Source organism: Geodermatophilus sp. TF02-6, from assembly GCF_003319115.1.
Taxonomy (GTDB): domain Bacteria; phylum Actinomycetota; class Actinomycetes; order Mycobacteriales; family Geodermatophilaceae; genus Geodermatophilus.
The window spans coordinates 110,611-124,035 of record NZ_QOHF01000009.1; the positions used below are offsets into that span (position 1 = coordinate 110,611).

Below are 13,425 nucleotides of genomic sequence, written 5' to 3' on the forward strand. Positions count from 1 at the left end.
AGCCTCGGCTCCGCCGAGGTCGTCGTCCGGAGCCGGGCAGCAGGCCGCGTCCCCCGGCAGACCCCAGCGCGCAGGGCACCGTCCCGAGTTGCGCTGGACCCACTCCAGGACTGGACTGACTCCACGTCACCCGGCAGGGTGACGTGACGTGCGTCGCCCCCGGTCGCGCACGACCCAGTCGAGTACAGGAGGACGCCTTGTCCGGTGAACCACGACGGGTGGGGATGGCCGTGGTCGGCCTCGGAGGAGCGGTCGCCACGACCGCCGTCGCGGGCCTGGAGCTGCTGCGCTCCGGTTCGAGCGACACCTCGGGGCTGCCCCTCGCAGGAGTGGAGGTGGACGGCGTCCCCGTCGAGGAAGCGACCGGGCTGGTGCCCTACACCGACCTCGTCGTCGGCGGCTGGGACCTCGACGGCTCCGACCTGCGCAAGGCCGCCGAGCAGCACGGCGTCCTGGACTCCGCCCAGCTGGAGCGGGCCGCGGCCCACCTCTCCTCGGTGACGCCCTGGGCGGCGGCCGGGGACGCCGACTTCTGCCGCAACGTGACCGGCGGCAACGTGGTGCTGGCCGAGACCCGCCGGGCCCAGGTCGACGCCGTCCGGGCCGACCTGGCCCGCTTCCGCGAGGAGCAGCGGCTCGACGGGCTGGTCCTGGTCAACCTGGCCTCGACCGAGCGCTGGCCCGACCCGTCGGCGCCCGCCCTGCAGTCGGCCGAGGCGTTCGAGGCCGGCCTGGACGCCGACGACCGCTCGATCACCCCGGCGATGGTCTACGCCTACGCCGCGATCGCCGAGGGCGTCGGCTACGTCAACTTCACCCCCTCGCTGGCCGCCGACGTCCCGGCCCTGGTGGAGCTGGCCGAGCAGCGCGGGGTGCCCGTCACCGGCAAGGACGGCAAGACCGGGCAGACCATGATCAAGACGGTGCTGGCGCCGGCCTTCCGCAGCCGGGCGCTGACCGTCGAGGGCTGGTACTCGACCAACATCCTGGGCAACCGCGACGGCCTGGCCCTCGAGGACCCGGACTCGCTGTCGAGCAAGCTGCAGACCAAGGGCAACGTGCTCGACTCGATCCTCGGCTACCCGGTCGAGGACCACCTGGTGCGCATCGACTACTACCGGCCGCGCGGCGACGCGAAGGAGGCCTGGGACGCGATCGACCTGGTCGGCTTCCTCGGCCGGCGCATGCAGGTCAAGATCGACTTCCAGTGCCGCGACTCGATCCTGGCCGCGCCGCTGGCCATCGAACTGGCCCGCCTCACCGACCTGGCCCAGCAGCGCGGCGAGCGCGGCGTGCAGACCCAGTTCGGCTGGTTCTTCAAGGCGCCGATGACCCCCGACGGCAACACGCCCGAGCACGCCCTGCACCGGCAGGAGCGCGTGCTGCTCGACTGGCTGGCCGCGGGCCCGGCCGACCGGTGACGGGCGGGCCCCCCGCCCTCGCGCGGCTGCGGCCCCTGCTGGCCGAGATCGGCGACGCCAAGCGGGTCCGCGTCGCCGACGCCCCCGGGTCGCTGGCGGAGCAGGCCTTCGCCCGCGCCTGGGGGCGGCTGGTCGCCGGCGAGGACGCGGCCGCGGTCGCGCTGTCGGAGGCGGCGGCAGCGGTGGCCCGGGCCCGGCTGGCCGGCATCGACGGCGCGGTGCTGCGGACGGCCGGCCTGTCCGACGGCGAGGCGCGTGAGGTGTTGCGCCGCGGGTTCGACGAGGTCGCCGGGCCGGTCGACCCCGCGCTGCGGGACACGCTGCGGGAGGCCCTGCCCCTCGTCGTCCCGGCGCCGGAGCCGCCCGCGCTCGCCGGGCGGCTCAACCGCCAGCCGCGCGCCGGGGCCACGGCCCCGGGCCGGGCGCGGGTGATCGTCGAGCCCCCGGAGAGCCACGGCGACCACTGCCTGACCGTGGCGGTCTACGGGGTGCTCGTCGCGCCGGTGTTCGGCGCCGACCCGGTGCCGCCGTTCCTCGTCGGGCTGGCCCACCACCTGCACAACGGAGCGCTGCCCGACGCCGGGTTCGCCGGCGAGGTGCTGCTCGGGTCCGCGCTGCCGCGGGTGATGGCCACGCTGGAGGAGCGCGAGCTGGCGGCCCTGCCCGCGCCGCTGGCCCGGCGGCTGCGCGCGGTGCTCGGGCTGCGCGCGGACGCCGGGGCTCGTGAGTCGCAGGCCTTCCACGCCGCCGACGTCCTGGACCGGGTGCTGCAGGTGCACCACCACGCGCGCGCCGCGGGGTTCACCGCCGACCAGGCGCTCGACGACCTCGAGCTCGTGCACGCCGGGCCGGTGCAGGCCTTCCACCTCGACGTGCTGGCGGCGGCAGGCCTGTGAGCGGCTCTGTCGACCTGCGGCTGCGCCGTGCGGGAGCGGACGGCGACGCCGCGACCGCTGCCGCACCCGACGTCCCGGTGGTCGACGGCATCCCGTTCGCCCGCGCGGGGCGCGACGAGCTGCGCGCGCAGGTGGCCGGCCTGCTCGCCCGCGGCGAGGTCGACCGGGCCCGGGTGGCGCTGCTCGCCGACGCCGACGACTGGTGGACCGAGCCGGCCCCGCCCCCCGAGCAGCTGGCCCGCGTACCGGCCGCGACCACGCTGCGGGAGGCGATGGGGCTGCTCGGCATGGGCCGGGTGGGCGACTACTTCGCCCACCGCTGGTCCGACCCGACCCACCTGGCCGGGCTGGCGCTGCTGCAGCAGCACTGGCCGGGGAGGAGGCCGGTGGTGGACGTCGCCTGTGGCACCGGCACGCACCTGCGCGAGCTGGCCCGCCGCGGCTGCACCGACCTCACGGGCGTCGACGTCGTGTGGGCCAAGCTGTGGCTGGCGCGGCGGTTCGTCTGCGCAGGAGCGCGCTACGTCTGCGCCGACGTCACCGCCGCGCCCGACCTGGCCGCCGCCCACGGCGTCCGGGCCCCGGCCTACGTGCTCTGCCACGACGCCTTCTACTTCCTGCGGGACAAGCCGGCCGCGGCGGCGGCGATGCGCGCGCTGGCCGGGGACGGCGGCACCGTCGTCGTCGGGCACGCGCACGTCGCCGACCCGCACGGCGAGCCGCTGACGCCGGAGGGCTACGCCGCGGTGCTCGGCACCGACCTGCTCTACGACGACGCGGAGCTCACCGCCGCGCTGCTCGCCGGCCGCCCGCCGCGGCCGGCCGCAGCGACGGACCTGCACGAGAGCGAGGCGGTCGCCCTGGTCGCCGGCGACCCGCGCTCCCCCGCCCCGGTCGACCTCGGCGAACCGCTCGGGCCGCTGCGCCGCAACCCGCTCTACGTCGACGGCGTGCTGCGTTGGCCCAGCGAGCGCTACGCGGCCGAGTACGGCCCCCGGTCGGGGTACCTGCCGGCCCGCTGGCCCGACCCGCTGCCCGCCGACGCCGCCCGCCGCCGCCTGCTGGTCGACCTGCCGGAGGCGTGGTGACCCCCATCCCCGTCCAGCGCGACCGCCGCTCCGGCACGACCACGTGGCCGGAGCGGTACGAGTTCGTCGACTGCTCCGTGGAGAGGAGACCGGTGCGCACCGTCGGCTGGGGCATCGCCGGCTGCGGCTGGGTGGCCCGCGACCACGCGCTGCCCGCGCTGCGGGGGACGTGGGGCGCGCGGGTCGTCGCGCTGCACGACCGCGACCCGGCGGCCATGGCCCGCATGGACGTCGAGGCGCCGCGGTGCGCCGACCTCGAGGCCTTCCTCAGCACGCCGGGGCTGGACGCGGTCTACGTCGCCGTCCCCAACTCCGCGCACCGCGCGGTGGTCGAGGCGGCGGTCGCGGCCGGCAAGGCGGTGCTCTGCGAGAAGCCCCTGGCCGCCGACGTCGCCGACGCCGAGGCGATGGTCGCCGCTGCCGAGGAGGCCGGCGTGCTCCTGGGGACGGCGTACGACCAGCGCTGGCACCCCGCGCACGTGCGGCTGCGCGAGCTGGTCCCCGAGCTGGGCACGGTCACCGCCGTCCGGATCGTCTACTGCTGCTGGCTGCCGGCCGAGTGGACCCCCGACGGCCGGCCGCACGACAACTGGCGGGTCGACCGCACCCGGGCCGGCGGCGGCGCGGCGATCGACCTGGCTCCGCACGGCCTGGACCTGGCCGGCGTCCTGCTCGGGGAGGACGCCGTCGAGCTGCGGGCGCTGCTGCAGCGGCGGGTGCACGACTACCCCGTCGACGACGGCGCGCTGCTGTCCGGGCGCACCGCCGGCGGCGTGCTGGTCGACCTGCACGTCGCGTTCAACACACCCGACGCGCTGCCCCGCCGCCGCCTGGAGGTCGTCGGCACCCGCGGGTCGGCGGTCGCCGTCGACACGATGGGGCAGAGCGCGGGGGGCTCGCTGACGCTGTACCGACCCGAGCCGGTGGCGGTCCCCTTCGCCGCCGGCACCACGCCCTTCGCCGCGCAGTTCGCCGCCTTCACCGCCGCGGTCGCCGGAATCGCGCCCTGGCCGTACGACGCCGCCCGCGACCTGGCCCTGCACCGGCTGCTGCTCACCGCCCTCGCCGAGCCCGGAGGCCCGCCGTGACCCCGCCACCCGCGACCCCGCCACCCGCGACCACCCCCGCCACCAACCCCTACCGCGGCCTGCTGCCCGACCTGCCCGCCTGGGCCTGCACCAACTGCGGGCACTGGCAGCGCTGGCCGGCCCCCGGGCCGCTGGTCTGCCCGGTGTGCGCCGACGTCCGCAACGCGCTGCCGGAGAACGGCTTCGAGTTCGTCACGCCGGAGCAGGCCGACGCGCTGGTCACCGGCTTCTGCCGGCCCACCGCGGTCGAGGGGGTCACCGAGTTCGGCACCGAGCCCCGCTTCGGCCTGGACAGCCGCGGGTGGGTGGTCGAGACCGACGCCGGGCTGGTCGGCTTCGAGTGCGCCCCCTGGTACACCGCCGACATGCTCGCCCGGCTGCGGGAGATGGCGGCCGCCGAGGGCGGCTTCGACGTCCTGGCCTCCAGCCACGTGCACGGCTACGGCGCGCTGTGGCAGCTGCAGGCCGAGCTCGAACCCCGGGTGGTCTGCGTCGGCGTCCGGGACCTGGAGTGGACCAAGGCCTTCCGGGTCACCTGGCCGGCCGACGACGTGCTCGAGCTCGCCCCCGGCCTCACCCTGCACCGCACCGGCGGGCACTTCCCCGGGCACTCGGTGCTGCACGACCGCCGCCGCGGGGTGCTCTTCTGCGGCGACTCGCTCAAGGTCGACCTCGACGAGGCCGGCGACCCGGTCGGCCTGTCGGCGCACAAGGCGTTCCACGCCCAGATCCCGCTGTCCCACGGCGAGCTGCGCGAGTACCTGACGGTGGTCGGAGCGCTGGAGTTCGACACGGTGGCCACCCCGTTCGAGCTGGTCCGCGGGGTCACCACCGACCACGTCGTCCACCTGGTGCAGCGGCTGCTGTCCGGGCCGCCGGACGCCGCCCCCGTCGCGCTGGACGAGCTGTGACCGCCACCGCGACCACGGCGCCGCAGCGCTACCTGGACTCGTTCCCCAGCCCCGTCCAGGAGTTCGCCGTCGAGGGCATCGACGTCCTCGATGTGCCGCTGCACAGCGCGGTGCTGCCGCCCTCGCCCGCGCACCCGGGCGGCAGCGGCCTCGGCTACGGCGCCACCCGCGAGGAGGCGCGCACCGGAGCGCTGGGCGAGATGGCCGAGATGGCCCTGTCGGTGCGCGCGCACCAGGGCGTGCGGCGCGAACAGGGCTCGTACGCGCAGATGGCCCGCCGGCACGGCGGCGACCGGGTGGCCGACCCGCGCACCCTGTGCCTGGAGGCCGGCAGCCCCTACGACGACGACCGGCCGCTGCAGTGGCTGCCCATGACCCGGCTCCGGGACGGCGAGCGCGTGCTGGTCCCCGCCGAGCTGGTCGCCTCCGCCCCGCAGGACCTGCCCGGCGACCCGCCGCCCGACGGCTGGCTGACCACGGTCATCACCAACGGGCAGGGCGCGGGCTTCGACGCCGGGCGCGCCGTGGCGCACGCCCTGCTGGAGGTCCTGCAGCGCGACGGCAACGCCACGACGTTCCGCGCCATGGACGCCGGTGTCGTCGTCGACCTCGCCGGCCTGCGCGACCCCGACGCGCTGGCGCTGCTCGACCGGATCGACGCCGCCGGCATCGACGTCGTGGTCAAGCTGGCCAGCACCGACCTCGGCGTCGTCGACGTCTACGCGGTCGGCTGCTCCCGCGACGGGTCGGAGCCGGTGCCGGTGATGGCGACCGCGTGCGGCGAGGCGGCGCACCCCGACCGGGACACCGCCGTCCGCAAGGCGCTGCACGAGTTCGCCTCGGCGCGCAGCCGCAAGGCCTTCATGCACGGCCCGTTCGACGTCGTGCTGCCCGCGACGCCCGCGGGCTACCTGGAGTCCTGGCGCGGCGGGCACCCCCCCGAGCGGCTGGTCGAGGAGGACCGCGCGCTGGAGGCGATGCTCGCCTGGACCCGGATGGGCACCGACGCCCTGGTCGGCCTGCTGCAGGACACCGTGCTGTCCCGGCGCTCGACGGTGCGCCTGGCCGACCTGCCGACCTGGTCCGGCTCCTCGGACGGGGCGGACCTGCACGCGACGGTGACCGGCGCGGTGCAGGCAGCCGGGTTCGACGTGCTGGTCGAGCTGCAGCCCTCGATCGGCGAGGCGGTGGCGGCCAAGGTGCTCGTCCCCGGGCTGGAGGTGGAGACGATGTCCTACGGGCGGATCGGTGAGCGCGGGGTGCGCCGGCTGGCGGAGCGCGGCGACCCGCTGGTCGCCGTGGGCAGGCACCCCGGCGGCGAGGACCCCGGCGGCTGGGCGCGGGTGCACCTGACCGCCGACGCGCAAGCGCGCCTGGGCGGGCCGGCCTGGTTCGACCGCGCCGGCGCCGACCGGCGGGTGGGCGCGCTCTACGCCCTCTACCGCGAGCCCGGCCGGCACGTGGTCGCGGAGGCGCTGGCCCGATGACCCACCTGCGCTACGCCTACAACACCAACGGGCTGACCTCCCACCGGCTCGACGACGCGCTGTCCCTGCTCGCCGACACCGGCTACGCGGGCGTGGCGCTCACCCTCGACGTGGTCCACCTCGACCCGTTCGCGCCCGACGCGTTCGCGCAGGCGGAGAAGGTCCGGGCGCGCTGCGACGAGCTGGGCCTGGGCGTCGTCGTCGAGACCGGCGCCCGGTTCCTGCTCGACCCGCGGGCCAAGCACGAGCCGACCCTGGTCACCGCCGACCCCGACGGCCGGGCGCGGCGGCTGGCCTACCTGCGGCTGGCCTGCGAGCTGGCCGGGGTCCTCGACGCCGAGGCGGTGAGCTTCTGGGCCGGCGTCCCCCGGCCGGGGGTGGACCGCGACCGGGCCTGGGGCTGGCTGACCGACGGCGTCCGCGCGCTGGTCGACAGCCACGGCGACCGCTCGTACGCCCTCGCCGTCGAGCCCGAGCCGGGGATGCTGGTCGAGGACTGCGCCGGGTGGGCCCGGCTGGCCACGGAGGTCCCGGGCCTGACCCTGGCGCTGGACACCGGGCACTGCGTCGTCGCCGGCGAGCACGCCCCCGAGGAGGCGGTCGCGGCGTTCGCCCCGCACCTGGGCACGGTCGCCGTCGAGGGCATGCGCCGGGGCGTGCACGACCACCTGCCCCTCGACGAGGGGGACGTCGACCTGCCCGCGGTGCTCCGGGCGCTGCGGACGACGGGCTTCGAGCGGCTGGTCACCCTCGAGCTCTCCCGCGACGGGCACCGGGCGCACGAGATGGTGCCGCGCTCGATCGCGACCCTGAGGGAGGCCGAGGGAGCGTGAGGATCTGCTTTGTCAGCCGGCGGTACTGGCCGGCGGTCAGCGGCATGAGCGTGTACGCGGAGAACCTGCTGCGCGAGCTGGTCGCCCTCGGCTGCGACGTGACGCTGGTCAGCCAGTACCGCGACGACGAGGCCGGCACGCGGGTGTACGGCGGCGGCCCGCCCCCGCCGTCCCGCGTGCCCGCCGGTGTGGAGGTGCACGCGCTGCCCAGCCGCGGCGAGACCGTCGTCCCCGCCGACTGGGAGGGCGACATCGCCGAGATCGTGCGCACCGTCGTCGACCTGCACGCCCAGCGGCCCTTCGACGTCCTGCACGCCCAGTACGGCTACCCGCCGGGCCTGGCCGTGCTGGCCGCCGCGCGGGAGACCGGGCTGCCGACCGTGGTGAGCATCCAGGGCGGCGACGGGCACTGGGTGGGCACCTGCTGCACCACCCACGCGTCGGCGATGCGCACGGTGGTGGCCGCCTCGAGCGCGGTGCTCATCGGCAGCGCCAGCTTCCGCGACGAGGTGGTGGGCAACCTGCACTGCGACCCGGCCCGCTTCACGATCGTCCCCGGCGCCACCGACACCCGGCGGTTCACCCCCGCCGAGCGGCCGCTGGGCGCGCTGCGCGAGCCCCCGGTCCTGCTGTTCCACGGCCGGGTCGACCGGCGCAAGGGCGTGCTCGACCTGCTCGAGGCGCTGCCCGACGGCGTCCGCCTGGTCGTCTCCGGCATCGGCCCGGACCTGGACGAGGCGAAGGCCCGCGCCGACGAGCGGACGACGTTCCTCGGCTACGTCCCGCCCGACGAGGCGCCTGCGGTGTACCGCTCGGCCGACGTGTTCGTCAGCCCGACCTACAGCGAGGGGTTCAGCAACACCCTGCTCGAGGCGATGGCCAGCGGGCTGCCGACGGTGAGCACCGACAGCGTCGGCGTCGTCGACTGCCTGCGGCACGAGGAGAACGGGCTGCTGCACGCCCCCGGCGACGTCGCGGGGCTGCGTGCCGCGCTCGAGCGGCTGCTCGCCGACGCCGACCTGCGGGCCCGGCTGGCGACGACGGCGCTCGAGGATGTGCGCCGGCTGTACTCCTGGCCGGTGCTGGCCCGCTCGATCGACGCGGTGTACCGGCAGGTCGCGGGCACCGCGCCGGACCTGGACTGGGCGATGCCGGCCGAGGTCGACCTCTCCTGCCGGTTCCGCTCGGCCGCGCACCTGCTGTAGAGGGTGTCCCGATGCGTGTCATCGCGGTCAGCCCGCACCTCGACGACGCCGCGTTCTCCGCCGGCGGCACCCTGGCGGCGCTGGCCGCGGCCGGCCACGAGGTCAGCGTGCTCACCTGCTTCACCGCGAGCGTGCCCGACCCGTCCGGCTTCGCGCTGGCCTGCCAGCTGGACAAGGGGCTGCCCGCCGACGTCGACTACCTGGCCCTGCGCCGCGCCGAGGACGCCGCGGCGATGGCCGTGCTCGGCGCGACGCCGGTGCACCTGGGCCTGCCCGAGGCGCCGCACCGCGGCTACACCAGCGCCGCCGACCTGTTCGCCGGCGTCCACCCGGGCGACGACGTGTGGCGGGTGCTGGCCGGGCGGCTGGCCGGCGAGGACGCCGACCTGTGGCTGGCGCCGCAGGCGCTCGGCGGTCACGTCGACCACCTGCAGGTGCTGCGGGCGGTCGCCGTGCTCGACCGGCCGGTGCTGTGGTGGCGCGACAGCCCCTACGTGCTGCGCGACCCGGCCGCGCTGCCCGGCCCCGACCTGCCCGGCGGGCTGGGTGAAGTGCGGCTGCCGCAGGACCTCGACCGGCGCGCGGAGGCCTGCGCCTGCTACGCCACGCAGCTCGGCTTCCAGTTCGGCGGGGTCGCGGCCATGCGCACGGTGCTGGCCGGCCTGCCCGAGGTGCTGCTGGGCGGGAACCGGGTGCGCGCCGTCCTCGACCGGACCACGGCCGCAGGGGGTGCCGCGGCGCCGGCGTCGTCCTAGCCTCTCGGGGTGGCCGACGAGGACCTGCAGCGGCTGGTGCAGCGGCGTCTGCTGGAACTCGGCGTGAGCGCCGAGCAGGCGTCGCGCCGGGCGTCCTGGGCGGTCGCGCCGGAGACGATCGCCCGCATCGCGCACGGCCGGCACCCCCGGCTGGTCAGCGAGCGGCTGGCCCAGGCCCTCGCCCGGGCCCTCGACGTGCCGGAGAACCGGGTGCGCCGGGCGGTCGGGCTGCCGCTGGTCGCGGACGACCGCGCCGACGTCCACACCCGCCCGCACCTGCGCATCGTCCGCGACGACGGCCGGCCCGCCTGATCGCGACGGCCGCGTCCGAAAACCGCCGGTCCCCACCCGCCGCGGCTGTCATGCTCGCTGCATGGACCGGCTGCTGGAGCCCGAGCGCTGCTACCGCGCGGTCGCCAGCCGCGACGCCCGCTTCGACGGCTGGTTCGTCACCGCCGTGGCCACGACCGGCATCTACTGCCGCCCCTCCTGCCCGGCCCGCACGCCCCTGGCCCGCAACGTCACCTTCTTCTCCACCGCGGCCGCCGCGCAGGGCGCCGGGTATCGCGCCTGCCGCCGCTGCCGGCCCGACGCCGTCCCCGGCTCGCCCGAGTGGGACGTCCGCGCCGACGTCGTCGCCCGCGCCATGCGGCTCATCGCCGACGGCGAGGTGGAGCGCTCCGGCGTCCCCGGGCTGGCCGCCCGGCTCGGCTACTCCGAACGCCAGCTGCACCGGCTGCTGACCGCCGAGCTCGGCGTCGGCCCGCTGGCCCTGGCCCGCGCCCAGCGCGCCGAGACCGCGCGGCTGCTGATCGAGACCACCGACCTGTCGATGACCGACATCGCCTTCGCCGCCGGGTTCGCCAGCATCCGGCAGTTCAACGACACCGTGCGCGAGGTCTTCGCCCTCACCCCCACCGAGCTGCGCCGCCTGGTGCACGGCCTGCACGCAGGCGGCGTCCCGGGCTGGCTGACCCTGCGGCTGGCCGTCCGCGCTCCCTTCGCGGCGGACGAGGTGCTGCTCTTCCTCGGCGCGCACGCCGTCCCCGGCCTGGAGGAGTGGGACGGGACGACGTTCTCCCGCGTCCTCGACCTGCCGCACGGGCCCGGCGTCGTCCGGCTCTCCCCCGCTGCGGACGGCGGCGCCGCGGTCATCGCCCGGCTCAAGCTGACGGCGCTGCGCGACCTCGGCGTGGCGGTGGCCCGCTGCCGTCGGCTGCTCGACCTCGACGCCGACCCGGTCGCGGTCGACGACGTCCTCGGCGCCGACCCGGCGCTGGCCGGGCTGGTGGCCGGCGCGCCCGGCCGGCGGGTGCCCGCCTCCCCCGACGCCGACGAGCTCGCCGTCCGCGCCGTCATCGGCCAGCAGGTCTCCCTCGCCGGGGCCCGGACGCTCACCGCCCGCCTGGTGCGCGCCGCGGGCACGCCGCTGCCCGAGCCGGTCGGCACGCTGACCTGCGTCTTCCCGCGGCCGGCCGCCCTCGCCGAGGCCGACCTCACCGCCGTCGGGCTCACCGGCACCCGCCGGCGCACGGTGCACGCGCTCGCCGCCGCGCTCGCAGACGGCTCGGTGTCGCTCGACCCCGGCGCCGACCGCGAGGAGGCCGGCCGGGCGCTGCTCGCCGTCCCCGGGATCGGCCCGTGGACCGCCGCCCTCGTCGCGCTGCGCGGGCTGGCCGACCCCGACGTGTGGCTGCCCGGCGACCTCGCGCTGCGCCGGGCACTGGCCGCCCTGGGCAGCTCCGACGCCGACGCCGCCACCCGCTGGCGGCCCTGGCGGTCCTACGCCGTCCTGCACCTGTGGGCGCTGGCCGCGCCTCGTCTGTTCACCCGCCCACCCACCGCAACCACCTGCCGTCCCCCCTCTGACAGGAGCGCCTCATGACCCCGCCGCCCGCCCGCTCCGCCACCGTCGCCACCCCGCCCGGGCCGTTCACCGTGGTCACCGGCCCGGACGACGTCGTCCTCGCCAGCGGCTGGACCGCCGACGTCGCCGAGCTGGTGCCCGTCGTCCACCGGTCGCTTCGGCCCACCCGGGTGGAGCAGGTCGATCGCCTGCCCGTCCTCGACGCTGTCGAGGCCTTCCTCAGCGGTGACGTCGCGGCCGTCGACCGCGTGGCGGTGCGGCAGCGGTCCGGCCCGTTCCTCGAGGAGGCCTGGGAGGTGCTGCGCACCGTGCCGGCCGGCGCGCCGGACACCTACGCCGCCTTCGCGGCGCGCTGCGGCCGCCCGGCGGCGGTGCGGGCGGCGGCCAACGCCTGCGCGCGCAACGCCGCGGCGCTGTTCGTCCCCTGCCACCGGGTGCTCGGCTCCGACGGCGGCCTGGGCGGGTTCCGCTGGGGGACGCCGGTCAAGCGCTGGCTGCTCGACCACGAGGCGGCGCACGCGGCGGTCCCCGTCTGACCCGCCCAGGGCATGGGAAGCGATACGTGCGTCTTGCGGCCCTGAACGCAGGTATCGCTTCCCATGCCCCCGCGTCCGACACCGCGACCGCCCGCCCCGCCTCCGCCGAACTGTCGGGACCGTGCGGCAGGCTCGCCGGTCGTGGACGCCGCTTCGCTGCTCACCGGTCTGGCCGTCGGCGCGCTGCTGGCCACCGCGGTCACCCTCGGCGTCGTCGCGCTGGTCTCCCGGCGCCGGCCGGCCGCCGACGCCCTGGAGCCGGTGCACGAGTCACTCGACCACCTGCACCGCCTGCTGGCCGGCATGGAGCGGGACCGGGCCACCGCGCACGGCGAGCTGCGCGAGCAGATGGGCACCGTGGGCCAGGCGTCGTCCCTGCTCCGCCGGGAGACAGCCGCGCTGGTGACCGCGCTGCGGACCCCGCACGTGCGGGGCCGCTGGGGCGAGGTGCAGCTGCGCCGGGTGGTCGAGGTGGCCGGACTGCTCGAGCACTGCGACTTCGTCGAGCAGCCCAGCGCCACCAACGACGTCGGCGCCGGCGTCCGCCCCGACCTGGTGGTCACCCTCGCCGACGGCCGCCAGGTCGTCGTGGACGCGAAGGTGCCCTTCACCGGCTACATCGAGGCGGTGCAGGCCGAGGACGCCGCGGTGCGCACCGAGCGGGTCGCCGCGCACGCCCGGCAGCTGCGCACCCACGTCGACGCCCTCGCCGTGCGCCGCTACCCCACGGCGTTCCGCCCCGCGGCGCCGTTCACCGTGCTGTTCGTCCCCTCCGACGGGTTCCTCACCACGGCGCTGGAGGCCGAGCCGGGCCTGCTGGAGTACGGCTTCGCGCGCGACGTCGTGCTGGCCACGCCCAGCACGCTGCTGGCCCTGCTGCGCACCGTGGCCTACTCCTGGCGGCAGGAGCGGCTGGCCCGCGACGCCGACCAGGTGCTCGAGGCCGGCCGCCGGCTGCACGCCCGGCTGACCACGCTGTCCGGCCACCTCACCCGGCTGGGCTCGGCGCTGGCCTCGACGCTGACCCGCTACAACGAGACCGTCGGCTCCTACGAGGGCTCGGTGCTCGTCGCCGCCCGCCGCTTCGACGACCTCGGCGTGGCCGAGTCGCCGGTGCCGGCCCCACCGCCGGTGGAGGCCACCGTGCGCACCCTGCGCCCGGCCGAGCTCCCGGCGCTCGGCGACCAGCCGCCGGCCGCCGCCGAGGACCGCGACGGCACCACCGGTTGACCGCCGGCGGTCGGCGCACCCCCGACGTCGCGTCCGCACCGCTGCGTCCCAGGGGCCTCGGCTCCCCCGCAGGGTGTGCGCACGACGTGCTCGTTTTGGCAGTTCTGC

At 77.1% G+C, this 13,425-nt stretch carries 13 protein-coding genes; all 13 read left to right on the forward strand.

The genetic code is table 11. The features are described from left to right. Positions 1–224 precede the first annotated feature (224 nt). The gene (locus DQ238_RS10325) at positions 225–1,421 is read left to right on the forward strand and encodes an inositol-3-phosphate synthase (protein ID WP_199506256.1); all 1,197 of its coding nucleotides are present in this window, start codon (positions 225–227) and stop codon (positions 1,419–1,421) included. Further along, positions 1,418–2,317, forward strand: coding sequence for a hypothetical protein (locus DQ238_RS10330; protein ID WP_113781202.1), 900 nt, complete (start codon positions 1,418–1,420; stop codon positions 2,315–2,317). Before DQ238_RS10325 ends, DQ238_RS10330 begins: the two co-directional genes overlap by 4 nt. Next, a complete protein-coding gene (locus DQ238_RS10335; RefSeq protein WP_233495867.1) occupies positions 2,314–3,405 on the forward strand; it encodes a bifunctional 2-polyprenyl-6-hydroxyphenol methylase/3-demethylubiquinol 3-O-methyltransferase UbiG in 1,092 nt (363 codons plus the stop codon). Before DQ238_RS10330 ends, DQ238_RS10335 begins: the two co-directional genes overlap by 4 nt. Then, positions 3,402–4,493, forward strand: coding sequence for a Gfo/Idh/MocA family protein (locus DQ238_RS10340; RefSeq protein WP_233495868.1), 1,092 nt, complete (start codon positions 3,402–3,404; stop codon positions 4,491–4,493). The genes DQ238_RS10335 and DQ238_RS10340 overlap by 4 nt, the downstream gene beginning before the upstream one ends. Continuing rightward, positions 4,490–5,404, forward strand: coding sequence for an MBL fold metallo-hydrolase (locus tag DQ238_RS10345; RefSeq protein WP_199506257.1), 915 nt, complete (start codon positions 4,490–4,492; stop codon positions 5,402–5,404). The genes DQ238_RS10340 and DQ238_RS10345 overlap by 4 nt, the downstream gene beginning before the upstream one ends. Then, positions 5,401–6,891 (forward strand): YcaO-like family protein, encoded by a 1,491-nt coding sequence (locus DQ238_RS10350; protein ID WP_199506258.1) that lies wholly within the window; start codon positions 5,401–5,403, stop codon positions 6,889–6,891. The genes DQ238_RS10345 and DQ238_RS10350 overlap by 4 nt, the downstream gene beginning before the upstream one ends. Continuing rightward, a complete protein-coding gene (locus DQ238_RS10355; RefSeq protein WP_233495869.1) occupies positions 6,888–7,724 on the forward strand; it encodes a sugar phosphate isomerase/epimerase in 837 nt (278 codons plus the stop codon). Before DQ238_RS10350 ends, DQ238_RS10355 begins: the two co-directional genes overlap by 4 nt. Next, on the forward strand, positions 7,721–8,929 hold the full coding sequence (locus DQ238_RS10360; RefSeq protein ID WP_113781203.1) for a glycosyltransferase family 4 protein: 1,209 nt from the start codon (positions 7,721–7,723) through the stop codon (positions 8,927–8,929). Before DQ238_RS10355 ends, DQ238_RS10360 begins: the two co-directional genes overlap by 4 nt. 11 nt (positions 8,930–8,940) lie before the next feature. Beyond that, on the forward strand, positions 8,941–9,684 hold the full coding sequence (locus DQ238_RS10365) for a PIG-L deacetylase family protein (protein ID WP_113781204.1): 744 nt from the start codon (positions 8,941–8,943) through the stop codon (positions 9,682–9,684). Positions 9,685–9,693: 9 nt separating this feature from the next. Beyond that, positions 9,694–9,996, forward strand: a complete 303-nt coding sequence (locus DQ238_RS10370) for a helix-turn-helix transcriptional regulator (RefSeq protein WP_113781205.1) — start codon at positions 9,694–9,696, stop codon at positions 9,994–9,996. 61 nt (positions 9,997–10,057) lie between these two features. Next, a complete protein-coding gene (locus DQ238_RS10375) occupies positions 10,058–11,569 on the forward strand; it encodes a DNA-3-methyladenine glycosylase 2 family protein (protein WP_113781206.1) in 1,512 nt (503 codons plus the stop codon). Next, positions 11,566–12,087, forward strand: coding sequence for a methylated-DNA--[protein]-cysteine S-methyltransferase (locus tag DQ238_RS10380; RefSeq protein ID WP_113781207.1), 522 nt, complete (start codon positions 11,566–11,568; stop codon positions 12,085–12,087). The genes DQ238_RS10375 and DQ238_RS10380 overlap by 4 nt, the downstream gene beginning before the upstream one ends. Before the next feature lie 141 nt (positions 12,088–12,228). After that, positions 12,229–13,317, forward strand: coding sequence for a DNA recombination protein RmuC (locus DQ238_RS10385; protein ID WP_113781208.1), 1,089 nt, complete (start codon positions 12,229–12,231; stop codon positions 13,315–13,317). The last annotated feature ends 108 nt before the right edge of the window (positions 13,318–13,425 follow it).